We start from the raw sequence: 25,757 nt of genomic DNA on the forward strand, positions 1-25,757 counted from the left end.
ACTAGTTGGTAACCTTTTAGAAACTTGTTAATTACTTAGCATGAGGAGTTTATTATGAATAATCAATCATTTTCTCCACTATCAGCCGCTGAGATGGCTGTTATTTGGAAGCAATATATGAACGATAAAGCGATTTCTTGTATGCTCAAACAATTTCTTTGTCATGTAGACGATTTAGAGATTCAAAAAGCGATTCAAGGTACACTGCATATCACAACAAAAAACAGTGATGCGCTCACTGCTATCTTTTTAAAAGAAAATATGCCAATCCCGCTTGGTTTCGGAGAAGAAGACCTTGACGCTGAAGCTCCAAAATTATTTTCGGATTCTTTTTATTTGCTTTATTTAAAGCATATTTCAAATGTCCTTCTGCTGTCAGCAACTACGGGCGTCGATGTTGCCGCAAGAAATGATGTACGATCTTTTTTTCGCAGCTTGCTGTTAAAAGCAGAAAAGCTTAACCAAACGATTACAGATTTGTTGTTGGAAAAACAAATTTTTATAGAACTGCCTCCCATTCCTATTGCAGATGCGTCTGATATGAACGATAAAGAACTCTTCTTAGGAAGCTATTTTGATGAAAAGCGGCCGTTAACCGTCATTGAAATTTCTCATATCGTGTCAAGCATACAGACGAACTTAATTGCAAAGGATTTAATTTTAGGGTTTGCTCAAACAGCTCCTTCTCAGGACATTCAGGCTTTTTTATTAAAGGGTAGAGAGCTTGTGCAGCAGCATATTGAATCCCTGTCACAACCGCTAATGGTAGAAAACATACCGGTCACAATGAAGTGGGATTACGGAGTAGAAAAGTCTTCTGTTCCCCCATTTTCAGAAAAACTCATGATGTTTCACCTAGCTGCGATGATTACTGAAAATGTACGTGGCTACGGGCTTGCGATGTCAACAAGCCCCCGTTTAGATCTCGCTTTAAACTATACAAACTTCACGACTGAAATTTTGGAATATGCCAAAGAAGTATCAAGAATAAGTATTGAACAAGGATGGCTAGAAGAGCCTCCGCATATTCCATTTCCCAAAATTCACTTGGAATAAAAATAAGCTTGCGCTAAAGCGCGAGCTTATTTTTTAGATTCTCTCCACAGTAAATAAAGAAAATACGGAGCGCCGATAATGCCAATGATTAATCCGGCCGGAATTTCAATCGGAGGAGCAATTCCTCGCCCAATCAAATCTGCCGCTAGTACAAACAAAGCTCCAAGTAAAGCGGCTGTAGGAATCAGTTGTTTATGTCTCGGTCCCACTAACCGTTTGGCCACATGAGGAATAATAAGCCCGACAAAGCCAATGGTACCAACAACCGATACAACGGCAGCCGTCATTGCCACTGCGCTTGCTAGTAATATTAGACGAATTAGCTCTACTCTAGCCCCTAGCCCCCTAGCCACTTCATCGCCTAAATGAATTAAATCTAACCGAGCAGCTAACAGCCAAATCAGCGGTACTAGTATAACGACCCACGGAAGTAAACCAATCAATTGATCCCATGTTCTTCCCCATAAGCTGCCGCTCAGCCAAATGAGTGCTGCGTTTACGTTTGGATTTGCTTTTGAAATTAACAAGTGAATACCGGATGAACAAAAAGCGCTGACCGCTACACCTATTAACGCAAATCGAATAGGTTCTACTCCTTTTTTATAAGCAAGCAAATAGACGATTACGAAGACAAAGGAGCCTCCTGCAAACGCAGCGACTGATAAAACAGACGGACTTGCTAAAGGCAGTAAAATAGTGACTGCAACAGCAGCTAACCCTGATCCGCTTGAAAGACCTAATGTATCTGGACTAGCGAGCGGATTTCTCATAATAGACTGTACGACGACTCCGGACACAGCTAGGCCGATCCCGGTTAAAATAGCCAGCAAAATACGAGGCAGGCGAAATTCTACCAAAATAGACGTCAAGTCAGGATCGCCAATGCCAATAAAAGACGTAATAATATCTAAAGGAGGTATGTTAATGTCTCCTAAGCTAAGGCTTATCACGCTCAGCGCTATAATGAAGACAGAAAGAATGATAAACAGGCCGACAGACTTGAATCGAGATGGCTGCTTTTTTGTTTTATTGACAGTCTGCATATATACTCATGCCTTCCTTTCTGTTTTTTTGCGTCTCGCTAAGTAAATAAAGTACGGTGTTCCAAGAAGTGCTGTCACTGCACCTACAGGGGTCTCATACGGGTATGTAATAAATCGCGACAATACGTCTGCTAATAGCAGTAAAGATGCTCCAAGCAGCGCGCTCATTGGCAAAACAACTCGGTAATCTACACCTATTAAATAGCGCACCATATGGGGAACAACAAGCCCTACAAAGCCAATGGGACCCGCAATCGCCACTGAAACACCTGCTAATACAATCACAACAACTGCAGTGAACGCTCTAATGGCAAAGACTCGCTGCCCGAGTCCTCTAGCTACATCATCTCCTAAAGATAGCAAAGAAGACGCTCTTCCCAGACCAAACGCAACAAGCAGACCTACAATGCTAAAAGGAAGCAACACGTGAACATGTCCCCAGTCCCGCCCAATAACTGAGCCGGTGAGCCAGAACATAACGCCTTCTGTTTTGCTTTCATTAAAAATTAGCAGCGTTTGTGTAAGAGACATAAGCATACCTTGTATAGCGACACCCGTTAAAGCAAGCTTTACATCGCTGTCTCCTCCTTTAATCAACGAACTCATGACGTAGACAATAACAGCAGCAAAGGCGCCTCCTAAAAATGCTCCAAACACCCCGCCAATCATGCTTACACCTGGCACTAAAACCGTTAAAAATACCATTGCCGCTGATGCCCCGGCATTAATACCAAAAATACCAGGAGAAGCTAATGGGTTTCTAGTTAATGCTTGCATCAACGCTCCGGCGACAGCCAAATTAGCACCAACAAATGCCGTGACCAATAAGCGAGGCAGGCGGACAGTTTGAATAATCGATTGTTCTTTTGATCCGTCAAAATCTAGTAAAGCTTGCTTAATCGTTCCAAAAGAAATATGTATAGAACCGATGGAAATAGATAAAAACATAGAAATCAGTAAAAGAATGATAACAGCAAGAAAAATAGCTATTATGCGAAGTGGAGATTTGTTTCTTTTGGATAAACCGTGAACAGCTTTCATAGTAGACTGCGCCTCCTTCCATTTGAAAGTTCAATAAAAAGAAAAAAACAACCCCGCTGGATTGTTCTTTTCTTCGTTATTATTTGCCTTCAAATAATAACTTTTCTGCTTCATCTGCAATACCATTTGCACCTTGTACACTTCGGCGAAGAGACCATTTAAATACATCAACTTCATACACTTGATTATTTTTAACCGCTTTTAGCTCTTTCCATAATGGCTGTTTTGCTAAAGGCGTATGACCTTTTTCATTTCGCATAACAATGAGTTTGTCTGGATCTGCTTTTACGAGCTGTTCCATTGTCATTTTTACACTGTACTCTTTTGTAGGATCTGTTAATGCATTTTTGAAGCCTAATTGCTCAAGAACACCCGTTGTAAAGAAATTTGAAGTTCTAGCATTAATATTACCATTTGCATCAGCGATAACAAGTACATTGCCCGGATTTTTTGGCGCTTTTGCTTTTAAATCTTTCATTTTTTGCTTATGCTCTTCTACAACTTTTTCAACTTTTGCCTTCTTGCCAACCGCTTCTCCTACTTTTAACTCCGTATTTAGTAAATCATCGTAATTAGCATTTAAATTTTTTAATTCAATTGTTGGCGCAATTTTCGATAATTCTTTATATACATTTTTATGACGTTCTGAATCAGCGATAATCAAATCTGGCTTCAACAGTTTAATCGACTCCAAGCTAGGCTGTGCTCGCGTACCAACTGATTTGTATCCTTTGATTTCTTTTAGTACATCTTTATCAATAAGCTGTTCTGCTTTATCATCATCAGCTACTCCTACAGGTTTAATACCAGCATCTAACAATGCATCAATAAAACCTAACTCTAATACAACTACTCGCTTTGGATTTTCTTTTACTTTTGTCTCTCCAAGCTCATGTTTAACCACTCTTGTTTTTTCATTTTTTTCATCGGCTGAATTTTCCTTGTTCGTGCTGCTGCAGCCGATAAGCATTCCGATTGCCAGCATTGTAATAAAAGCCAGCAGTCCTATTTTTTTCTTATTCAAATGTCATTCCTCCTGCTTGTATCTTTATGTAGATAATCGACTCTTGAAACTGATAATCGTTATCATTATATCAGTTTTATCTATTTAAACAAGCTGATTCGCTATTTTTTAATTAAAAAAGTTATACCTATTCTATAAAAAAAGAAAGGACGCAGCAGGAGCGTCCTTTCTTTTTAATCTTCAATACAAAGATACTGAATCACTTCTTTTAAACTTTTCTCTTTCATCGATTCGATGTGTAAGTGATATCTTTCGAATGACAGATGTTTAGTTAACGGATTTGGTACAATCACACAGCGCAAGCCTGCTGCCATAGCAGCTTTTGCTCCATTAGAAGAATCTTCAAATGCTAAAGCTTCAGAGGGCTCTACTCCTAGCTTTTCAATTGCATTTCGGTAAAGAGCCGGATCTGGCTTCACTTTTTCTACATCATCGCGCGTTTGAATGACTTCAAAATAGTGTAGCAAATCTAGCTCTTTTAAAAATGCTGTTACCCAGTCGCGATATGAGCTGCTTGCTAAACCAATTTTTAATCCAAGTTCTTTTGCTTCTGCCAAGTACTCTGCTACACCTTCTCGGGCTACTAATGATTTCATTTTTTCTTGATGACGTCTTAACGATTCTTGAGCCAGTTCCTCTTTCGTGAACTCATTGTTAAACTGCTGAAGCAAATAATCGTAAAGTGCCGTAGCATCCGTTCCCACATAAGAAGCAAACGTTGCAATCGGTAGATCTACTCCCCTGTCTTCTAACATTTCGCGGTACACCTCGTACCACACTGATTCTGTATCAATAATTAATCCATCAAAATCAAACACAACTGCTTTAATCATAATTTACCTACCTTTTTCTATCTTATCGTTCTTACATAGTAACACGTTCAAAATACGTAATCCATAAATGTGGCTTCCTTAATAAGATAGGCTTAAACAGGTAGTTTCTATCCTTACTTTTCTCCGACTTTCATCAAAGGTGACATTTCTTCTGTTTCCTTAAACTCAATGGAAGACAGCTGCCTTCTAAAACCTTTCGTTGCATACACCAAATAAACTAAACCAGCAATCGCCCAGCCAATCCCAAGTAAAAATGAATTGCGCTCCAAGTTAAGCCATAAAACGCCAATCGCTGCTGCTCCTAATAGTGGCATAACAATGTATGACAAAAATCCCTTAGCCGACCGGTGCTGCTTTTGATGAACAGCATAGTGCGCGATAACCGAAATATTAACAAAAGAAAACGCAATGAGTGCTCCAAAATTAATAAATGAAGTAGCCGTTGCCAGACTGAAGAAAATGGCAGTTGCTGATACAACTCCGACCAATACAATATTTCGCGAGGGAGTGCGCAGCTTAGGATGAACATACCCAAAAAATGACTGAGGTAAAATTCGATCCCGTCCCATTACGTATAATAAACGTGAAACGCTTGCATGCGATGACATGCCTGATGATAATGTTCCTGCAATTCCTCCAGCTAAAAAGACAATTTGAAACAGCGTGCCGCTCACATACATAGCAATTTCAGGAGCTGCAGCGTCTGGATGCTTGAATCCTTCTAACGTTGGAAAAACCGCTTGGATAAAATAAGATGTCACGGTAAACATGACTCCTCCAATTAACGCAACTAAAAAAATAGCTCGCGGAATCGTTTTTTTAGGATTGGGCGTTTCTTCTGATAACATGGCCACTGCATCAAACCCTAAATAGGAAAAACACATAAGTGTCGCTCCCGCTATTAGCCCTGATGACGTCATGTTCTGATTAAAAAAAGGCTTCATAGAAAAAAGGGTTCCTTCCCCCATTCCGCCTAGCAACGCTTTGACTGAAACAGCAACAAACAATACTAAAATCGTCATTTGAAATACAACAAGAAACGTATTGAAATTGGCGGTGAAATTAACGCTTCGTAAATTTAGCAGCGTAACGATAATGACGAAACTGACAACCCAAATCCACGATGGTACCGAAGGAAAAATAGATGATAAATAAATTTGAAAAATAAGTGCGTTAACCATCGGTAAAAAGAGATAATCCATTAGTGCAGACCAGCCAACTAAGAACCCTAAATGTGGATTGATTGTCTTTTGCGTATATGTATAGGCTGAGCCTGCATTTGGAAACACTTGAATCATCTTTTTGTAGCTTACTGCCGTGAGAAGCATCCCGACAAGGGCTATGATATAAGATGTGGGAACGTGTCCATTCGTCATATCAGACGCAATCCCAAACGTATCAAACACTACCATCGGAGTCATATATCCAATCCCCATTAATACAATCTGCCATAATTTCAACGACCTTTTTAATGTTACTGTTTCATGTTTCATTTATCTTCCCCCTTCACTTTATTAAGAACATTCTGACAATTTAACCCATAAATGCATATGATTTAATTTCTTTATATAAAAATGAATGACTTTCATTCATTTTTATATAAAGAGTTGTTACATTTACTATAAGCAAATATATGATTTATTTCTTTAAGTTGGTAAGGGTTGCTAACAAACTATCTTTTTCTTTTATCATATTATGAAAGCGCTTTATTTTAAATAGCTATATATTCCTAATCTCCTGCTATATCCACGCAGAAATACCCTCTGAATAAGAGGGATTTCTGCTTACAAACTGTTATTTAATCATCGTATCCAATGACTCTCTTTTCGTTTTCACTGCAACTAAACTAGCAAAATCATGAATGATTGTAGCTGCAAGCAAAGAGGTTATCTGCGTTGGATCATAAGCGGGCAGCACTTCTACCAAGTCGAATCCAACATAGTTAAATCCCGTCAGAGAACGGATCATTTGCAGCGTTTCTCTGCTGCTGAATCCGCCTACTTCAAGCGTTCCCGTTCCCGGTGCACACGAAGGGTCAACAAAATCAATATCAAATGTTAAAAAACACGGGGTATCTCCAATCGCTGTCTTCATTTGCTCCAAAATCAATGAAAACCCTTGATGTTCAAGCTCTCTTGCCGTTACTACATGGTAACCGAGATCTTTGCTTTCTTGAACATCTCCCGGATGATTTAATGTTCCGCGAATACCAATTTGAAAAACTTTCTTCGGATCTACTAGCCCTTCTTCATATGCGCGTATAAAAGGAGATCCGTGCCAATATTTTTCATCATAATACGTATCCCACGTATCTGTATGAGAATCAAAATGAATCATAGCCACTGGGCCATATCTTTTAGCAGCAGCACGAAGGCTTGCTAAAGTAACAGAATGATCTCCTCCGATTCCAATTGGAACGATTCCTCTATCCATAAGAGCTCCTACCGCTTCTTCCATCAATTCATAGCTTCTGTGAATATTGTGCGGAATAACCGGCACATCACCAATATCAATGGCATTTGTATCATCAAATGGGTATACGTCGTGTACCGGGTGATAAGGAAACAGCGTCATGGAAGCTTGACGAATGGCTTGAGGTGCAAAGCGTGCACCTACTCTGAAAGATGCTGCCGTATCAAACGGCATTCCTACTAGCCCTACTTTTGCATTTTCTCTTTCCGCTGGCAGCCTCATAAATGAGCCCGTTGTACAAAACTCTGGTTTGACATCTGGGGACAATGGATATTTCATAATTTACTCCTCCGTTTCAATGATTTCAGTTAGTCGCTAGGCATTTCCACTACTAAAATCATTGAAAGCAATACAGGAATAAGAAACGTTTGACGACTCATATTCATTGCTCCTTGTTACATTTATTGGTGGTTCAGCTCATTTAATACTTTTTCAAATGTAGAAATGACTTGATCTACTTCTTCAGCTGCAATAGTCAACGGTGGCTCAATACGAATTGTTTTAGAGTTTACAAGCGTCCCAGCTACTAGAATTCCTTCATCAAACATTCCCTTAGAAAGCGCGTAGCCAATTTCATCTTGGTGGAACTCAATTCCAATCATTAAGCCTTGCCCTCTGATTTCAAGTACTTTATCTCCATGGTTTTCAGCAGCTTTCTTTAAACCAGCAAGGAAATATTCTCCTAGCTCTTTTGCACGGTTTGGCAGCTGTTCTTCAATCAACACGTTAATAGTTGCAATAGCCGCTGCGCAGGCAAGCGGGTTGCCTCCAAACGTTGTTGTGTGCATAAACGGATTATCAAAGAAGCTTGAAAACACTTTTTCTTTTGCTACAACCGCGCCAGCAGGCATAACTCCTCCTCCAAACGCTTTAGCAAGACATAAAATATCGGGTACAACATCGTATAATTCTGATGCAAACATTTCACCGGTACGTCCCATGCCTGTTTGAACTTCATCAAAAATTAAGATAGCGTCGTACTCATCACATAGTGCACGCACTTCTTTTAAATAATTTTCAGGAGGAAGAATAATGCCCCCTTCTCCTTGAATTGGTTCTAATAAAACAGCTGCCACATCTTCCCCTACAAGCGCGCACGTTTCAAATGTTTTGCGCATCATGTCAATATCACCAAACGGTACATGACGGAAACCTGGAATTAACGGCAGAAATGGTTTACGGAACATTCCTTTTGCCGTACCTGATAAAGAACCTAGACTTTTTCCATGAAAAGAACGTGTTGTGGAAATAAACGTTGTTCGATCACTATACATTTTCGCTAGTTTTAAAGCGGCTTCTACACTTTCTGTTCCGCTGTTTGTGAAAAAGGAATACTTCAAATCCCCCGGTGTAATATCTGCTAAAATTTTAGCAAGCATCGCACGAAGTGGATCTAATAAGTCTTGGCTATGAAGGGCTTGACGCTGAAGCTGATCTTGAACAGCTTTGACTACTTTAGGATGACGGTGTCCCACGTTATAAATTCCAAACCCGCCCAAACAATCAATGTATTTTTTACCGTTTACATCCGTAAAACAAGAACCTTCATCTGACCATTCAACAGCTGCAAACTGCGTATCCACCGTTACTGTTTTACGATATTCTAAAAAGCCTGGGTTGACATGCTCGCGAAATCCGTCTACTGTTTCTTTCGTAATCCACTGTGCTTCTTCAGCTGACACTTCGCTTTTTTCAATAAGTCCCAGCACTTTGTTGATATATTCGTTTACTTCACCATATGCTTTGTTTACCTCTTGATTTTTCGTCACTGTATTCATTTTAATATCGCTCCTTCTCTACTTTTTAATTTTCAAACCAGCCGATTGGCTCTACTTGTAAATTAATATTAATTTGTTTTACTTCTTGAAATTCTTCCAATCCAAACGTGCCCAGTCCTCGGCCAATTCCGCTCTGCTTATATCCGCCCCAAGGTGCTTCGTTAAACGTAAAATGATACGTGTTTACCCAAGTGATGCCCGCACGCAGCTTTTTAATCACCCGAAGAGCTTTTGCACCGTCAGTTGTAAACACGCTGCCTGCCAAACCATATTCCGTATCATTTGCAAGCTTAATAGCTTCTTTTTCATCTTTAAACGTTTGAATAACAACCACGGGCCCAAAGATTTCATCTTGCACAATTTTCATATTTGACGTAACGCTACTAAAAACCGTAGGTTCTATAAAGAATCCTTTTTCCAATCCACTGCTGGTGATTCGATTACCTCCACATACAAGGCGGGCGCCTTCTTGCTTTCCAATTTCGATGTACTTTAATACTTTTTTCATATGTTCTTCACTTACAAGAGGACCCATTTCAATCTCTTGGTCCATTCCATTTCCTACTTTAATTTTTTGAGCACGTTCTGCAAAACGTTCGATAAATCGCTCAGCAATGCTTTCTTCTACTAAAATACGAGAACCTGCAGCGCAAATTTGGCCGCTCCCTGCAAAAATTCCAAACAAGGCATAATCTACAGCTGTTTCAAAATCAGCGTCAGCAAATATAATGTTCGGTGACTTTCCTCCAAGTTCTAAAGATACCTTCGTTACATTTTCTGCTGCTTGACGCATAATGTGTTTTCCAGTTACCGTTCCGCCTGTAAAAGAAATCTTATCAACACGCTTATCTTGAATAAGCGTATTTCCCACAGTATCTCCGGCTCCCATAACAAGGTTTGCCACTCCTTTTGGCAATCCTACGCTTTCTAAGATCTCAAAAAGTTTTGTAGGAGTAACTGGTGTCACTTCAGAAGGTTTAAATACAATCGTATTTCCTGCAGCTAAAGCAGGTGCAATTTTCCACACGCTCATTAATAGCGGATAATTCCAAGGTACAATCAATCCGCACACGCCGATTGGTTCTTTTATAACCATTGCTTGCATAGGTGCAGGAACGCTGTACGTTTGACCGTCTGGCTTTGTAATTAACCCAGCGTAATACCTAAAACAAGCAGCTGCATCTTCCACATCAGCCTCAGCTTCACGATAGGGCTTTCCGTTATCCATTGTTTCTAATGCTGCTAGTTCTTCTTTCGCTTCCTCAAGCTTATCGGCAATCTTGAATAAGATGGCTGCTCTGTCAGATGCAGAAGTCTCAGACCAAATTCCGCTGTCAAAGGCTTCTCGTGCTGCTTCAATTGCTGCTTTCATATCTTCTGCGCTGCCTTCTGCAGCATATCCAATCACTTCACCTGTCGCTGGATTAACAGTAGAGCGCTGCTTCTCTGCTTTTCTCCACTCTCCGTTTATGTACATATTCAAGGTTAAAGTTTTAACGGCTGTACGATCCATAAAATACCTCCTTATCGAATAACGACTGATTGTCAGTCATTTTAAACCTTAAAAAACTTATAATTCTGATAATTAATTGTATATTTTGAATGAATGTCAGTCATTTTAGTAGCTGTAATATCAGCAGTGCTAATATTACACGGATGGCACAAGAGAACGCTTTAAGAATTGAAAAAGTTCTTCCTTTGATTGCTCAAGTGTGACATCTTGCTCTCGCCCGATATAAAAAAGTTCAGCAGCATTTTCAATCAAATTAATCATCGTCTTAGCTGTCCATTTAACGTTAAGCTGCTTGATGACTTCTTCCTTTCTAACAGCCTGATTTAATACCTCTTCAAACCAGTTGTAATAAGGTAAATAAATAGCTTCCCATGTTTCTAATGAATAGTCAAAAGCGAGCCCTGAATAGCATAAAACAAGAACATCCCTATATTCATCTGTTGTTTTATACGTTTCGTCAATCATTACCTCTAATGTACTTAAAAAATCCGTTGCTGTTTTAGCTCGTTCTTTGATTTTTTCAAGTGACAAAGAAAGTAAGTTTTCTGCAATAGCCGGAACAAGAGCATTTTTAGATCTGAAATAAAGATAAAAAGTCCCTTGTGCTACGCCTGCACGCTTTACAATGTCTGAAATTGATGTTTTATCAAGTCCTTTTTCAGATATGACTTCAATCGCTGCCTGTAAAATCTTATCGTATTTTTCACTTGTGCTTGTAACCAACTTTTTCCCTCCACCTATAAAATGAATGACTTTCATTCATTTTACTATAAGAAGTTGAAATTATGCAAGATAAAATTTTCTGAATCTTTAAATTCAATCAAAAATTTATCCGTATGCTGGCTTCAAAAATATTTTTTTATTTTATCAATTTCCTCTCACGTTTCTTATATGTCTCACTGTTATCTTTCTTCCTTTTACAATTCAAGGTAAAAGCTGATGCAAAGCTCTTTAATCACCTATTCTTCCTAAAAAATAACTTTATTAAAAAGATATTTTTTCGTATCGGTTTATACGGCTCAATTGCCGAATTACTCTTGACTTGAAGTTGACGGAGTAAAAAAAAGAGTGATAACATGTAAGACTGATTCTACAGTCACTTATTTTATCCATTTATTTCCCATATTTTCTCTTAACTACGATGTACATTTTTAGCTAAAAATAACTTTATAACGCCGAAAAATCACCCACTCTATTTCACATTTTATATTTTTTATGTTTACCACCTAAAAAAACCGGGTATACACTTCGTTGTGTTTAGCATCCGTTCTACATATCAGTCATATTGATTTAAAACTTTATAAAGGAGTTACATTGCATGAAGAAACTATTTTTAATCAGCATGATTTGTTTTCTTCTAGTTATTACTTCAGCTTGCGGCAACGGTAATGGCGCCTTTAAAGATAAAAAAACCATTACCATCGGCATGAATAACTATACTGAAAACATTGCCTACACGTACGTATGGAAACAGATTTTAGAAGATCGAGGTTATAAGGTTAGAACTGTTTTCTTAGAGAAAGCCGGTGTTTGGGTAGGAACAGCTAATAACGACATTGATATTTCGTTTGCACCATGGCTTCCTACAACAGATGCGCCTTTTTACAAAAAGTATAAAGATCAAGTAAACATTGAAGACCCTTGGCTTAAAAATGCGCGCTTAGGATTTGCGGTTCCCGCCTATATGAAAGACGTGAACACAACAGAAGACCTTGCTAAGGTTGCTTCTGATGTCGATAACAAAGTTATTGGAATTGACCCAGGCTCCAGCATTAACGGATTAGCCGAACAAGCGTTAAAAGATTATAACCTTAAAAGCTATACGCTTGTAAAATCGTCTGAGGCAGCTATGCTAAGTGAACTGCGCAAAGCCTATGAGGCAAAAAAACCAATTGTTGTTACTATGTGGAATCCTCACTGGGCTTTTGCAGACTTTGACATCAAATATTTAGAAGATCCTAAAAACTCGTTTGGAGACCCTGACAACATTTACACAATGACAAGCAAGGAATTTAAAAAGACAAATCCTCAAGTCATAAAATGGATGAATAATGCACAGATGAACGATAAATTAATCAGTCCTCTTCTGTCACAAGTTGAAAAATCTTCAAACCCTGAAGAAGCAGCACAGAAATGGGTAAAAAAACATAAAAAGTTAATCGATAGTTGGACGAAAAAGTAATGAACGTAAAAGAAAACAACAATTGAGGTGGACATATGGAACACGTAAAATTAAAAGTACAAAATATAACCAAAGTGTTTGGTAAGAATCCGTCAAAAGCGATTGATTTACTTCAAAAAGGAAAAACAAAAAAAGAAATTCTAGAAGAAACAGGAATGACAATTGGAGTTAATCAAGCAAACTTCGAAATCAAATCCGGTGAAATCTTCGTCATTATGGGCCTGTCTGGAAGCGGTAAATCCACTTTAGTTCGCATGTTTAACCGCCTTGTTGAACCAACATCTGGATCTCTTATTTTAGACGGTGACGATGTAGTAAAAATGAACAAAGAGGAACTTCGCGACATGCGCCGAAAAAAAATGAGCATGGTTTTCCAAAACTTTGCTTTATTCCCTCACCGTACGGTTCTTGATAACACAGAATACGGATTAGAAGTTCAAGGTACACCAAAAGCCGAACGCGAAAAGAAAGCAAAAGAAGCGCTTGAATTAGTAGGTTTAAAAGGATACGAAAATCAATATCCCGGTGAACTGAGCGGCGGTATGCAGCAGCGCGTCGGACTAGCTCGAGCACTTGCCAATGACCCTGACATTTTATTAATGGATGAGGCATTCAGTGCACTAGATCCGCTTATTCGTAAAGACATGCAAGATTTTTTGCTGGAGCTTCAAGAAAAAATGGAGCGAACAATCATTTTTATTACCCATGATCTTGATGAAGCTCTTCGAATCGGAGATCGCATCGTTTTAATGAAAGACGGCAGTGTTGTTCAAGTAGGAACACCTGAAGAAATTATGACAAACCCTGCCAATGATTATGTAGAGCGCTTTGTCGAAGACGTTAATGTAGCTAAAGTATACACAGCTGAAAGCGTGATGAATCGTGCCGAATCCATTACCGTAGACCGTGGTCCGCGCGTGGCTCTTAAAATTATGCAAGAAGCTGGTTATTCAAGCATCTACGTCGTAGACAAGAAAAAAACTCTTCTAGGAGTTGTAACGGCAGATGATATCAGCCGCGCCATTAAACAAGATAAACTGACAGCAGACGTATTAGATACGGATATTCCGACTGTTACGACAGATACGCTACTAGAAAACTTGTACGACAAAATGGTTATCAGCCGTTTCCCGCTACCGGTTGTAGATGAAAACCATCGTCTGCGCGGCATCATTAAAAAAGAGCGAGTGATTGAAGCACTTGCCGGTACTGATAGTAATGAGGTGAACGTAAATGAATAGTATTCCTAAAATTCCCGTTGGCAATTGGATTGACCATTTTGTCACGTTTTTAAATGATAATATCAAAGGGTTTTTTGATGTTATTTCAGCTATTGTCGATGGTATTGTAAGTTTTATTGTACTAGTGCTAACCTTTCCACCAGCATTAATTTTAATCTTAATTGTCGGAATCATTGCTTGGTTTTCAAGTAAAAAATGGTCATTTACTATTTTATCGATGATTGGTCTATTATTTATTCTTAATCTTGGCTACTGGCAAGAAACAATGGACACACTAGCCCTCGTTTTAACAAGCGTATTAATTTCAATTATAGTAGGAATCCCGCTAGGCATTTGGGCATCTCAAAGCGAAAAGACAGCTCGGATTATTACGCCAATCTTAGACTTTATGCAAACGATGCCGGCATTTGTGTATTTGATTCCAGCACTTTTCTTCTTTGGAATTGGTGTGGTGCCAGGTGTTATCTCATCTGTTATCTTTGCAATGCCTCCAACGATTCGCTTAACGAACCTAGGTATTCGTGAAGTACCCGCTGACTTAGTAGAAGCAGCAAATGCCTACGGTTCAACAACAAAACAAAAATTATTTAAAGTACAGCTTCCATTAGCTACAAAAACAATTATGGCAGGAATTAACCAAAGCATCATGCTATCTCTTTCAATGGTCGTTATTGCCTCTCTTGTAGGTGCTCCGGGACTTGGTGCAGAAGTATATCGTGCAGTTTCTCGACTTGAAGTCGGCACGGGCTTTGAAGCTGGAATTTCAATCGTTATTTTAGCAATTATTTTAGACCGTATTACGCAATATTTTGGAAATCGTTCAAACCAACGAGCATAAGTAAAAAAAGAAGCCAACTCACCGGAGTTGGCTTCTTTTTATTTATGTTTGTAGCACGCTACAAAGATTGCTTCTCCTTGAAACGATTCAATTCCCTGTTGATTCGTTTTGATTTCGAAAAACTGTTTAAATCCGCTTGGTACATTCAGCATATATTGAGTAAGCTCACGCTTTGTCTCTTGGGGAACATTCATCATCGCACACCAGTCATCAAATAAAAAGCGCTTTGGAAAAGTTGTCAGCACTTCTGTACGGAATCCTTGCATTTCAAGCATAGAAAGCCACTCTGTTTTTTTATAAGCACGATAATGGCTTGGATCTCTTGTCTTTTCAACTCGATTATAAAACTCGTCATACGCATTCACTTCCGGTGCTACATTATCAATGAGCAAGAACTGTCCTCCTGGCTTTAACACTCGGTATACCTCTTTGATGAACTGTTTAATATTAGGAAAATGGTGCGGTGCAATTCTGCACGTTACCGTATCAAACTCGTCATCTTGAAATGGCATATCCTCAGCATCTCCTTGAACAAACGATACATTTTCATGACCATTTTCTTTAATGAAGCCTTCAGCACTTTGCAACATTTGAGGAGTTAAGTCAAAAGCCGTTACTTCTTGAAAGACAGGTGCTAGCTTATTTGCCACGTGTCCTCCTCCTGTCGCTACATCAAGCAGCTTTCCTCCTCTATTTTCTTCAGCAATTTCCGCTAAAACCGCTAAATCTTTGCCTTTTGCATGACCTTTACTTTTGACATACTTTCCGGCATTCCCCCCGAACTGACTGACCACCATTTCTTTATTACTCATCTATTCTCCCCCCATTTCCCTCTTTAAAACTCTCTCTTACTCTACCTAGTGCATTCACATATTTATTATGAAACGTGTGAATGTATTCTTTTTCTTTCTCCCCACTGATGAAACATGCGAAACAGCGGAGGCAGAAGCAGCCAAATTGTTAAAATACGAAGCACTTGGACCGCTACTACTAACGTCGAATCAGCCTGCAGTACAATGGATGTAGTCGCCATTTCTGCAATGCCTCCAGGAGCAAACGCTAAAATAGACGTGATAAGCTCAATTCCAGTTATTTTGGAAACGAATAGTGCACATACAAACATGGCGGCGATTAAACCAATTGTATTAATAAGCGCCACAACCATAATTTTTTTTACGCCAATGAACATTTCCTTATGAAAGCGAGAACCAATGCTTGAAGCAATAAAAATTTGCGATAAAATCATCACAGAATGAGGCCAGTATGCTTGAAGATTATACCCCACGTACGATGAGGCAGCTGTTTGAACAATTGCAACAGTAAGCATTCCTCCTACTAACCAAGGAGCAGGAAATTTTAGTTTTTTCCCTATATAATAGCCGACTACTGCTGTAACAATTAAAACGCCTGTCCACAACAGTGATCCCCACTCAAAAACACTCGGGGTAACGGACACTGCATGCCGTCCTGTATTACTTCCCCAATAGACTACAAATAAAGGAACAGCAAGCACAACTAAAAACACGCGCATCGTTTGAATGATGCTTACAACTGCCGTATTGGCTCCTACTTCTTCAGCCATGCCTGGCATGGCGCTCATTCCACCCGGAGTCGTACCGAAAAAGCTTGTTAATAAGTCTGTGGAACTGAACTTCCATAGCAAATAACCGGATAAAAGAGAAAAAACAACGGACAGCAAAAGCATAATCGTAATGGTGGACCAGTGAGATTGAAACGTAGTCACCACAGATAAGTTAATCTTTTGACCTAATTCAATCCCTAAAATGCACTGTCCAGCGTACAGCCAATATTTTGGAATGCCTTTTTTGCTTGTTTGAGATAAAAAACGCGGCTTTCGAAAAGCTAGAATAGCAGCTAAAATGAGAGTCCCAAGCATCCAGCCAATGGATAAGCCTGTTAACGATAAAAGAAATCCTCCCACGCTTGTTAATAGAATAAAAAATATAGATTGTAAAAAAACAACTCTTGCGTTCATACCTACTTCCTTCCTTCTACAAGGCTTTTCTTTCTTACACCGAACATTTCTCTTCTTAACTATAGTATAATTTTAGAAATAATTAAAATATCGAAATTTTATTATAAACCATTCATTTTTTTTATTCCTGGAGGGATAGTATGGACGATCGAGATTGGCTTATTCTACAAGTATTGTACCGTGAGAAAAATATTACAAAAGCAGCCAAGGAGCTATTTATATCTCAGCCTGCGCTTACGCATAGACTGCAGCAGATGGAGAAGGAATTTCATGTTCAGATTGTAAATAGAGGGCGCCGCGGAGTTCAGTTTACACCGCAGGGAGAATATTTAGTGAAGTGCGCAGAAGAAATGCTGCTTACGGTTCAAAAAATAAAAGAAAATGTGTTAAACATGGATGATCAATTAACCGGAACTTTACGTCTAGGCGTGTCTAACTTTTTCACTGACTACAAGCTCCCTGGGCTATTGCGTTTATTTAAAGAGCGATTTCCTGATGTTGAATTCAAAGTCACAACCGGATGGAGCAGCGACATGGCTCATCTGCTTTATAAGCACGATGTTCATATTGCGTTTGTAAAAGGTGATTATAACTGGCAAGATCAAAAAGAGCTGCTTTTTAAAGAAACAATTTGCATTGCGTCTGCACAGCCTGTCGACATAAACAATCTTCCCAATCTACCTCGAATTGATTATCATCAAGATCGTTTTTTAAAAACATCCGTTGATAACTGGTGGGCTGAAAATTACTCTCAGCCTCCCCTTGTCAGCATTGAAGTAGATAAAGCAGAAACATGTAAAAAGATGGTTGTAAACGGACTGGGCTATGCGATTTTGCCGAGTATGCTGCTTGACGATGCTGCAGAGATTTACAGATACACGTTAAAAACTAAAGATCAAGTACCTTTAACGCGCAGCACATGGATGTTTTATCATGAGGACTCCTTAAAAATTAACATTGTAAAAGCTTTTATTGAGTTCATTCAAAACTTGAATTTAAAAGATGTACACTGACAGAAAAAGGTTGAGACATACCGAAATGAATCTAATTCTAAAGACGAACAAATGGGATATATGAGCGGAACTGCTTAAGACACCGCAGTTGATTTCCGTGCAAGACTTCGCTTTCCGCGGGCGGCCGGTGAGCCTCCTCGTCGCTCACGCTCCTGTGGGGTCTCGCCTGTTCCGCTTTTCCCGCAGGAGTCTTCGTCTTGCTCTCCAATCAACTGCTAGAAGGAACGAAACAGATGAAACTACACTTACCACAACAAAAAAACGAACCAAGAATTAAAAACTTTAATCAATGGTTCGTTTTTCACTCCATCTAAAATCCTTTTGTCCCAACCTTTTTCTATTGTATTTATTCATCATTTGCTCCGCCCATTAAGTCAGAATACAGCTTGCTTTGCTGCTCAAGAAAGACTTTAGCACCGCTGCTATTTTTATAAAAAGAGGTTAAATCATTATCTTTAAGAAGCTGTTCCCATTCTTTTGTATGAACCATTTCATACACGGCCTTATTCCAATATGCTACCTGTTCTTTGGTCATATTAGGCGGTCCCATTAGACCTCTCCAATGGCTAAACGTTACGTCAATTCCCGCTTCTTTCCACGTCGGTATCTCTTTTAGCTCTTCTAGCCTTTTAGGAGAAGAAACGGCGAGTATCCTTACCTGCCCTTGTTCATACTGCTTTTTTACTTCTGATAATGACATGGGTGCTACATCTAGCTGATGATGAACGAGCGCATCAATTACTTTATGACTGCTGTTATAAACGAAAAACTCAAGCTTGGAAGAGTCTACGCCTGCTTTTTTATTTAGCTGCATGAACGATAAATGATCGTCGTTTCCTAATCGAGGTGATATTCCCACTTTCATACTGGATTCACTTTGATTTAACGTGCGTATGAGCTGTTTTAAATTGTATATAGGAGAGTTAACAGGAACTACGATGACCTCCCATTCAGATGTTAAAATAGCGAGCGGAGTAAAGTCTTTATAGGTTAATTGACTTTGCCCTAGCAAATTATTTGTAATCAGCAAACTGGAATTCCCGGAAACAATATTTCCTTCTTTTCTCTGTTTAATATATTTCCATCCTTCTTCACCTTGCCCACCTATTTTATTACTAACAGAAACGGGTACCTTCACAATCTTCTTTTCCGTTAGCACTTGTTGAATGGCTCTTACTGTTGCATCTGCTCCTCCGCCTTTTGCACCGGCTGCCACAATTTCAATTTTTTCCATACTAATGCGGTCTTTTTTAGAGGGAGTAGAACAGCTAACAAGCAATGCACTTATAAACACTATCATGAGCTTTTTGATCATATATACCATCCTTCAAGGCTAATGCTACGCTAAATAGTACTTGCGCTCCGGTCTTCCAATAATCCCATAATCATATTCAACGTGACATTCACCGGTTGATACTAGATACTCTAAATATCGTCTAGCTGTCGTTCTAGATACTCCCATGTGTTGCCCCATCTCTTCGATCGTAATTCCTTTGATGCTTTTTAAAATGTCTTTTGACTTTTGTAATGTGATACCATCAATACCTGAAGGAAGAGATTTATCCGCTTTTGGCTTTGTTCTGACATGTCCAAAGTACGCATCAATAAATGATTGATCAACTTCTTCATGCGTACTAAACAGTTCCTTTTTCTCTTGATACTGTTTAATAGCATTAATGAAGGATTCCATCATAACCGGCTTAATCAAATAATTAACGACGCCGTTTCTCAAACAGATTTCTACAATGTTTTTTTCTGTTGCAGCCGTTACCACGATAACATCAACTTGTGGAAACTGGGCTCTGATTTTTGGGAGTAAATCTGTTCCCATTTCATCTGGCATATAGATGTCTAAAAGAAGTAAATCAACTTTCTTCTCCTTTAGCATTTCAAGCGTCTCTTTTGCATTCAACGCTTTGCCTACGACTTCTACACCATCTACTTCTAATAAAAATCGCTCTTGAACTTGAGCAATTCGAAAATCGTCTTCTGCAATTGCGACTCGTAACATTTCGACTCTCCCCTTACTTCTCATGATTCAGTTTTTTGGAAGGTAAACTGAAAAAATGGCTCCTCCTTCTGGCTGATTATACACTTCAATAGATCCTCCAAGTTCATCTACCATTTTCTTTATATTTGCCAGTCCGTACCCTCTGTCTGTACCTTTCGTTGAAAACCCTTTTGTGAAAATTTGATTTAGTACTTCTTCTGATATACCGGGTCCGTTATCCATCACTTCAATAATTAAATCATGACCAATATCGGTAATAAAAAACGACACTTCTTTTTTAGACCGCTGACTCACGGCTTCAAATGCATTATCAATTAAGTTCCCAATAATGATAATGAGATGAGAAATTTCAATATGTTCTGGGAGCGTATCGAGTGTACTCTCCGAATCAACCGAAAAATGAATTTTCTTTTCAGATGCTTTTCCAATCTTCCCAAGCAATATTGCTTGAACTTTGGAATCTAATATCTGATCAAATAGAATACGATTTTGCGTTTGGTGTACGGCTGATTCTTTTTGAATAAACTCCAATGCATCTTTGTACTGCCCTAACTGCAGCAAACCCGACAAAACATACAGCTTATTCGTAAACTCATGCGTTTGAGCTCGTAAATCCTCTGAATACTTTCGTACTTCTGAAATCGTATTGATTAAGCTTTTTAATTCTGTCTTATCACGAAAACTAGCGACCACTCCTACAATTCGCTGATGTTCAATAATGGGTGTTAAGTTTAAGATAAACGTTTTTTCATTCAAAAAAATTTCTTGGTCGCTTCGGGCTATTCCCGTATCTAGCACTTCAATCATATTCGTATAAGGAAATACTTCAACGATATGATGATGTAAATATTCCGTCTGTAACCCCAGCATATTTTTAGCTGATGTATTCATCATCGTAATAAAGCCTTGATGATCAATAGCAATAATTCCTTCTTTTATCGAAAGTAAAATTGCATTTCGTTCACGGTACAAAGAAGCGATTTCATGGGGTTCAAGACCAAGAGTATCTTTTTTAATACTTTTAGCTAAAAAAATACCCCCGATCATACCAAGCAATAAAACAGCTAGTGAAAATAGGATAATTTGCTGAATACGCGTAATGAGCTGAGCATGAACATGAGATTTTAAAAACTCAACCGTCACCACTCCCACGACTTCCGTATACTTTCCGTGACTGATGACAATAGGCGCTTTCCCCATAATAGCAGGACCTGTGGTTCCCTCTCCGTCCAGCGTATAATATCCGCCGAATAATAGTGCTCTATCGTTAACCGCCTCTTTGTTTTTCTTTCCTATCCATTTTTGATTAGAATGAGAATAGATGATTTGCTCACGGTTTTGAACCACAATACTTGCTGCTCCGATTTGTTCCCTCACTTGCTCGGCAAGCGGCTGAATATATCGACTCGGCTGTTTTTTTTGAAAAGCAGCTTTGACTTCCGGCATAAATGATACTGATTTGGCTGCTTGAAGAGCCAGCTGCTCGGCTTGCCTTTTAGATTCTACAAACTGCATGTAAGAGAAAATACTCGCTAAAAGAACAATAACAGTTATGATTAATGCTGCGGATAAACCTACGATTTTTGTTTGCAGCGATACTTGAAACCATTTTTTCATTTCATCGCACCTTCAGCCTTTACCTTATAGTTCTATTCTTCTTTTATTTTATCAAAATTTTTTGTATATCCGCTCCTTATTCCAAAAGCTTTTTAGACAAAAAAACTTATCAATCCCAAAAGCGGAATTGATAAGTTTTTAGTTTCCTGATCTTTACAGCGTAATAACTCCTGTAATAATAGCTACTAAAAGCATCACCATAGCTGTTCCAATCGTCCACTTTAAAGTAAAGCGCTGAAATTCACCAAGCTCGACTTTTGCCATACCGACCAATAGATACGTAGAAGCAACTAAAGGACTTAGTAAGTGAACAGGTTGACCAATCAATGAAGCACGGCCAATTTCTGCAGCATCAATACCGTATGCTGAAGCTGCTTGAGCAATAATTGGTAAAATCCCATAGTAGTAAGCATCATTTGACATAAAGAATGTAAATGGCATACTTGTGATGGCAGTAATCACAGACATGTAAGGCCCTAACGCATCTGGAATTAATCCTACTAAGCTATTACCCATTGCATCTACCATTTTGGTACCTGATAAAATACCCGTGAATACGCCTGCTGCGAATACAAGAGACACAACAGCAAGTACGTTACCAGCATGTGCAGTAATACGCTCTTTTTGAACTTCTAAATTTGGATAGTTAATCATGATAGCGATTGCAAATCCAATCATAAATAGAATTTGAAGCGGCATAACTGCTGTGATAAGTCCTACTAATAATAGAGCTGTTAAAGCAAAGTTTACCCATAAAAGCTTCGGACGCTTGTACTCGATTCCTTCAGCGGCTGCTGCTTCTGCAAAAGCTACTTGAGCATTTGTAACGTCTTGAATATCAATAACACCTAAGCGCTGGCGCTCTTTTTTCCCGAAATAGTAAGCCGTGAATAACAACCAAACAGCTCCGCCAATCATGGCTGGAATCAGTGGTGTAAACACCTGTGAAGCATCTAACTTCAATGCACTCATCACACGAGCAGTAGGTCCACCCCAAGGTGTTAAGTTCATAACTCCACTACCCATAATGGCGATACAGGCTAAAATCATTGGCTTCATGTTTAGCTTTTTATAAAGCGGAAGCATCGCTGAAAGCGTAATCATGTATGTTGTTGTTCCGTCTCCGTCTAATGAGATAATAAGAACTAAAATAGCTGTACCAATTGTGATTTTTAGTGGATCACCTTTTACGATTTTCAAAATTCTTCCTACAACTGGATCAAACAAACCAGCATCAATCATAATCCCAAAATATAAAATAGCAAACATTAACATAACGCCTGTAGGTGCTAATTCTTTTACACCATTTAAAGCCATTTCTCCAATACCGCTTGTGAATCCCCCTATGATTGCAAACAATACTGGAATAACCATTAAAGCAATAAGCGGCGTTAATCGTTTTGTCATAATCAGAAACATAAATGTACAAACCATCAAAAACCCAAGAATAGCTAACATTATTACCCCTCCTATTTTTGAATCCGCTTTCATAACAGTGGAAGCGATTCGTTTGTATGTATGACTCGCATATGTATGCCAGTTCGTCTATACGATTACAACATCGCTTGTTCACTATTAAGTTGTACCTTAAAACTTTAAAATTTTCTGTTTTTTCTTAAAATAATCATAATTTACAGGAGGGTATAGTGTAAATAATTCGTACTATAAAAACTTTTAAAACTTTATGGGTAATTAAATCCTTTTTGTTCATTGGGAGGATAAAAGACAGGAAGAGGAAAAAGGTAGGAAAATAAAAAACGGAGAGAGAGGAACTATTCTCGTGAATTATTCAATTTGAACTCTAAGAGAATACGCTCCAGGATGAGGAGTTTTATTCCACTGAGTAAGAGATTCCTCTAAAAATGGAATCTTTTTTAACTTCTTTGTTTGGAACTTTTCTATTTTTGAATATTTTTCTAAGGCATACGTATTAGCAAACATTTCTTGCGTTCTATTTCCTTCTTTTAAAAGCGTTCCATTTGTCATACGATCCACATGATGGCCTAATTCATGCAGAATGATAAAAGCAAATTGATGAGGCTTTTTGTTTTTTGTTGTATCGATAAAGACAATGGGACATTCCGTTACTGTATATTTAATATAGTCAATTTCAAACTGAAGTTTGCGCTTCTCCTTTGGAAGGTTATCATTAAATTGGCCATAGTACACACCTAACACATCTTTTCCTTGCACCTTTACACTGCCTAAGCAGTACACACCTTTTAGCCCATCCCAGTCTTTTTCGTCTGTTACATTAGCAATTTCGTGCAGGGCCGCTTTTTGCTTCGCACTCATGACTCCATGAAACGTTACGCCATGAATTTGGATTTTTTCACTACGCTTAAACATCTTCTTGCCTCCTTTACTAAATTCCTTCTACAACATATTATTTAGCATTAAGTATATTCATTCACAATACATGGTTAAAAACATGAAGTTAATGTCAAGATTCCCGTTTTGATGTTTTTTAACCCTGCTTATATGCTGCCTCGTTTATTTTCTATTTTTACTATATTACATATGTAGCCATTAATAAAATATCATTTTTTTATGATTTATCATTACTTTTTTTTATTTCTATTTTTGCTTATCGATAACCTGGAGCCTGCGTATCATTTTTAAATTTAAAGCCATTGCTATATAAAGAAAAGGATAGCAAAAAAACGAGTATAGCGTCTTCCATTCGTTATAATAAAACACTTCTGTTTGGGCAGAAATGTATTCAAACAGTGTTGTAAGAATTACCCACACTGTAATGTATAAAGCTTTTTTAGCCAAGCTCTTGCTCCCAGGATAAAAATTTAAAAATACACTATTCGTCGCAGGATAAATAAAAATAAAGACTAAAAGATATTCAAAATCTACTCCTTTTGTAAAAAATCCATAAAGATCATATTTAACATCAAGATATATATCTGCTACCGATCCTAAAAACATAACAAACAAAGACGTTGTGTATATTTCTATCCAGCTGATGCGCTTTGGCATAACTAGTACACTCAGAATAGAAATCACCGTTGTAAGGATTAAGAGCACCATAATGAGGACCTCGTTTCCTATAGGAGATAAAAACAGCTTTCCCATTGGTTATTAAATTCATTCCGAAGCCTACATTTACCATCGCAATAAAAAATCCGAACGGGTTGGATTCTCTATCAAGAATCTCGATTCACCGTTCGGATCTTCCTTCAACTAAACTACCTTTGTTTCAAGCTCTTTTTGTTAACGAAGGGAAACGATGCAAGAACCAAGCTCTTGCTGCCCCCATTTAAGTGAAAGATGATCCTGATGTGAAAGCGGACCTACTCCTTCAGGTGTACCTGTAAAAATAAGATCTCCTTTATCAAGACCAAAATGTTTTCCTGTAAAATCAATAATCGTTTGTAAGTCAAAAATCAAATCTTTGATATTTCCCAGCTGAACGCGTTCATTGTTTTTCACTAACGAAAAGTCTTTCTGCTTAGATGCTTCTACTCCTTCAAACGGAATAAAGTTTCCCACGACCGCTGAATGTTTGAATCCTTTTGCAAGCAGCCAAGGGTGCTTTTTTTGTTTTAATTCGCTCTGCACATCCCGAAGCGTCAAATCTAATCCAATCGTCATCTCGTCAACAAGTTCATCCACTGTTATGCCTTCTTTGTAAAGTTGTCCAATATGAAGAATCAGTTCGGTTTCAAAGTGCACCTCTCCTTGGTCGCGAGGAAGAGTGATTGATTGTCCAGCTGCTTCAACAAGAGCGTGAGTAGGTTTGGAAAATAAAAAAGGTGATGTTGGAATATCATTATGTAATTCTTTTGCATGCAGTGCGTAGTTTCGGCCCACACAATAAATATTTTTAATATCTTTCACTTTCATCATCCCTTCTTTCGTTCTAATAAAGATTTTTCAACTTGTATTCTTTTATTTTACAAGAAAAAAGAAATTGAGACATAACAAAATGAATTCAATCTAAAGATGGAAAAAGGGAATAAATGAGCTGGACTGCTTATGACACCTCTGTGGATTTCCGTGCAAGGCTCCGCTTTCCGCGAGAGTCTTCGCCTTGCCCTCCAGCCAACAGCTAGAAGGAACTGCGCACACGAAACCTACGTTCACCATG

At 38.5% G+C, this 25,757-nt stretch carries 24 protein-coding genes; 5 read left to right on the plus strand and 19 right to left on the minus strand.

Annotation, left to right across the window (positions count from 1 at the left end):
* The first annotated feature begins 54 nt into the window (after positions 1-54).
* A complete protein-coding gene (locus tag AC1VNJ_RS10500) occupies positions 55-1,056 on the plus strand; it encodes a DUF3231 family protein (protein WP_033578148.1) in 1,002 nt (333 codons plus the stop codon).
* Positions 1,057-1,082: 26 nt separating this feature from the next.
* Here the strand turns inward: AC1VNJ_RS10500 and AC1VNJ_RS10505 are convergent, their stop codons facing one another.
* From AC1VNJ_RS10505 to AC1VNJ_RS10545, 9 genes are all read right to left on the minus strand, one after another.
* Entirely contained in the window at positions 1,083-2,099 is a 1,017-nt protein-coding gene (locus AC1VNJ_RS10505) for a FecCD family ABC transporter permease (protein WP_482640774.1), read from the minus strand.
* A 6-nt stretch (positions 2,100-2,105) separates the two neighbouring features.
* A complete protein-coding gene (locus tag AC1VNJ_RS10510; protein WP_033578146.1) occupies positions 2,106-3,140 on the minus strand; it encodes a FecCD family ABC transporter permease in 1,035 nt (344 codons plus the stop codon).
* Positions 3,141-3,219: 79 nt separating this feature from the next.
* Positions 3,220-4,164, minus strand: coding sequence for an ABC transporter substrate-binding protein (locus tag AC1VNJ_RS10515; protein WP_028412138.1), 945 nt, complete (start codon positions 4,162-4,164; stop codon positions 3,220-3,222).
* Between the two features lie 173 nt (positions 4,165-4,337).
* Entirely contained in the window at positions 4,338-4,997 is a 660-nt protein-coding gene (locus AC1VNJ_RS10520; protein WP_014461428.1) for an HAD family hydrolase, read from the minus strand.
* A 113-nt stretch (positions 4,998-5,110) separates the two neighbouring features.
* Positions 5,111-6,490, minus strand: coding sequence for an APC family permease (locus AC1VNJ_RS10525; RefSeq protein WP_033578140.1), 1,380 nt, complete (start codon positions 6,488-6,490; stop codon positions 5,111-5,113).
* A 301-nt stretch (positions 6,491-6,791) separates the two neighbouring features.
* Positions 6,792-7,748 carry an agmatinase gene (gene speB, locus AC1VNJ_RS10530; RefSeq protein ID WP_033578139.1) on the minus strand — a complete coding sequence of 319 codons (957 nt, stop codon included), beginning with the start codon at positions 7,746-7,748 and terminating at the stop codon, positions 6,792-6,794.
* Between the two features lie 122 nt (positions 7,749-7,870).
* Entirely contained in the window at positions 7,871-9,247 is a 1,377-nt protein-coding gene (locus tag AC1VNJ_RS10535) for a putrescine aminotransferase (RefSeq protein ID WP_033578138.1), read from the minus strand.
* Between the two features lie 25 nt (positions 9,248-9,272).
* On the minus strand, positions 9,273-10,760 hold the full coding sequence (locus AC1VNJ_RS10540) for an aldehyde dehydrogenase family protein (protein WP_482640775.1): 1,488 nt from the start codon (positions 10,758-10,760) through the stop codon (positions 9,273-9,275).
* A gap of 135 nt (positions 10,761-10,895) precedes the next feature.
* A complete protein-coding gene (locus AC1VNJ_RS10545) occupies positions 10,896-11,483 on the minus strand; it encodes a TetR/AcrR family transcriptional regulator (protein ID WP_028412132.1) in 588 nt (195 codons plus the stop codon).
* A gap of 595 nt (positions 11,484-12,078) precedes the next feature.
* Here AC1VNJ_RS10545 and AC1VNJ_RS10550 point away from each other — a divergent pair.
* The 3 genes from AC1VNJ_RS10550 to AC1VNJ_RS10560 are packed head-to-tail and all read left to right on the plus strand — an operon-like array spanning position 12,079 to position 15,021.
* The gene (locus AC1VNJ_RS10550; protein ID WP_028412131.1) at positions 12,079-12,942 is read left to right on the plus strand and encodes a glycine betaine ABC transporter substrate-binding protein; all 864 of its coding nucleotides are present in this window, start codon (positions 12,079-12,081) and stop codon (positions 12,940-12,942) included.
* A 35-nt stretch (positions 12,943-12,977) separates the two neighbouring features.
* The gene (locus AC1VNJ_RS10555; RefSeq protein WP_013081886.1) at positions 12,978-14,183 is read left to right on the plus strand and encodes a quaternary amine ABC transporter ATP-binding protein; all 1,206 of its coding nucleotides are present in this window, start codon (positions 12,978-12,980) and stop codon (positions 14,181-14,183) included.
* Positions 14,176-15,021: an ABC transporter permease gene (locus AC1VNJ_RS10560; RefSeq protein WP_013081885.1), complete on the plus strand. Its 846-nt coding sequence runs from the start codon at positions 14,176-14,178 to the stop codon at positions 15,019-15,021. Before AC1VNJ_RS10555 ends, AC1VNJ_RS10560 begins: the two co-directional genes overlap by 8 nt.
* 38 nt (positions 15,022-15,059) lie before the next feature.
* On the opposite strand, the gene AC1VNJ_RS10565 is transcribed toward AC1VNJ_RS10560, so the two are convergent.
* Together AC1VNJ_RS10565 and AC1VNJ_RS10570 are read right to left on the minus strand one after the other, a co-directional pair.
* Entirely contained in the window at positions 15,060-15,833 is a 774-nt protein-coding gene (locus AC1VNJ_RS10565) for a class I SAM-dependent methyltransferase (protein ID WP_028412130.1), read from the minus strand.
* Positions 15,834-15,898: 65 nt separating this feature from the next.
* Entirely contained in the window at positions 15,899-17,017 is a 1,119-nt protein-coding gene (locus tag AC1VNJ_RS10570) for an AbrB family transcriptional regulator (protein WP_028412129.1), read from the minus strand.
* Between the two features lie 140 nt (positions 17,018-17,157).
* On the opposite strand from AC1VNJ_RS10570, the gene AC1VNJ_RS10575 reads away from it, so the two are divergent.
* Positions 17,158-18,030, plus strand: coding sequence for a LysR family transcriptional regulator (locus AC1VNJ_RS10575; RefSeq protein WP_482640776.1), 873 nt, complete (start codon positions 17,158-17,160; stop codon positions 18,028-18,030).
* A gap of 74 nt (positions 18,031-18,104) precedes the next feature.
* On the opposite strand, the gene AC1VNJ_RS10580 is transcribed toward AC1VNJ_RS10575, so the two are convergent.
* The 8 genes from AC1VNJ_RS10580 to AC1VNJ_RS10615 form a co-directional block, all read right to left on the minus strand.
* A complete protein-coding gene (locus AC1VNJ_RS10580) occupies positions 18,105-18,242 on the minus strand; it encodes a hypothetical protein (protein ID WP_165573233.1) in 138 nt (45 codons plus the stop codon).
* A gap of 134 nt (positions 18,243-18,376) precedes the next feature.
* Positions 18,377-19,345: a tripartite tricarboxylate transporter substrate binding protein gene (locus AC1VNJ_RS10585; RefSeq protein WP_028412127.1), complete on the minus strand. Its 969-nt coding sequence runs from the start codon at positions 19,343-19,345 to the stop codon at positions 18,377-18,379.
* Positions 19,346-19,369: 24 nt separating this feature from the next.
* Positions 19,370-20,041: a response regulator gene (locus AC1VNJ_RS10590; protein WP_028412126.1), complete on the minus strand. Its 672-nt coding sequence runs from the start codon at positions 20,039-20,041 to the stop codon at positions 19,370-19,372.
* A gap of 27 nt (positions 20,042-20,068) precedes the next feature.
* The gene (locus AC1VNJ_RS10595) at positions 20,069-21,658 is read right to left on the minus strand and encodes an ATP-binding protein (RefSeq protein ID WP_482640777.1); all 1,590 of its coding nucleotides are present in this window, start codon (positions 21,656-21,658) and stop codon (positions 20,069-20,071) included.
* Positions 21,659-21,811: 153 nt separating this feature from the next.
* The gene (locus AC1VNJ_RS10600) at positions 21,812-23,116 is read right to left on the minus strand and encodes a CitMHS family transporter (RefSeq protein ID WP_028412124.1); all 1,305 of its coding nucleotides are present in this window, start codon (positions 23,114-23,116) and stop codon (positions 21,812-21,814) included.
* A 327-nt stretch (positions 23,117-23,443) separates the two neighbouring features.
* Positions 23,444-24,007, minus strand: coding sequence for an ImmA/IrrE family metallo-endopeptidase (locus AC1VNJ_RS10605; protein WP_028412123.1), 564 nt, complete (start codon positions 24,005-24,007; stop codon positions 23,444-23,446).
* 228 nt (positions 24,008-24,235) lie between these two features.
* Positions 24,236-24,697, minus strand: a complete 462-nt coding sequence (locus AC1VNJ_RS10610; protein WP_482640778.1) for a CBO0543 family protein — start codon at positions 24,695-24,697, stop codon at positions 24,236-24,238.
* A 183-nt stretch (positions 24,698-24,880) separates the two neighbouring features.
* The gene (locus AC1VNJ_RS10615) at positions 24,881-25,513 is read right to left on the minus strand and encodes a fumarylacetoacetate hydrolase family protein (protein ID WP_033578134.1); all 633 of its coding nucleotides are present in this window, start codon (positions 25,511-25,513) and stop codon (positions 24,881-24,883) included.
* Positions 25,514-25,757: the final 244 nt, after the last annotated feature.

It is taken from the genome of Priestia sp. 3CA3, from assembly GCF_056836725.1.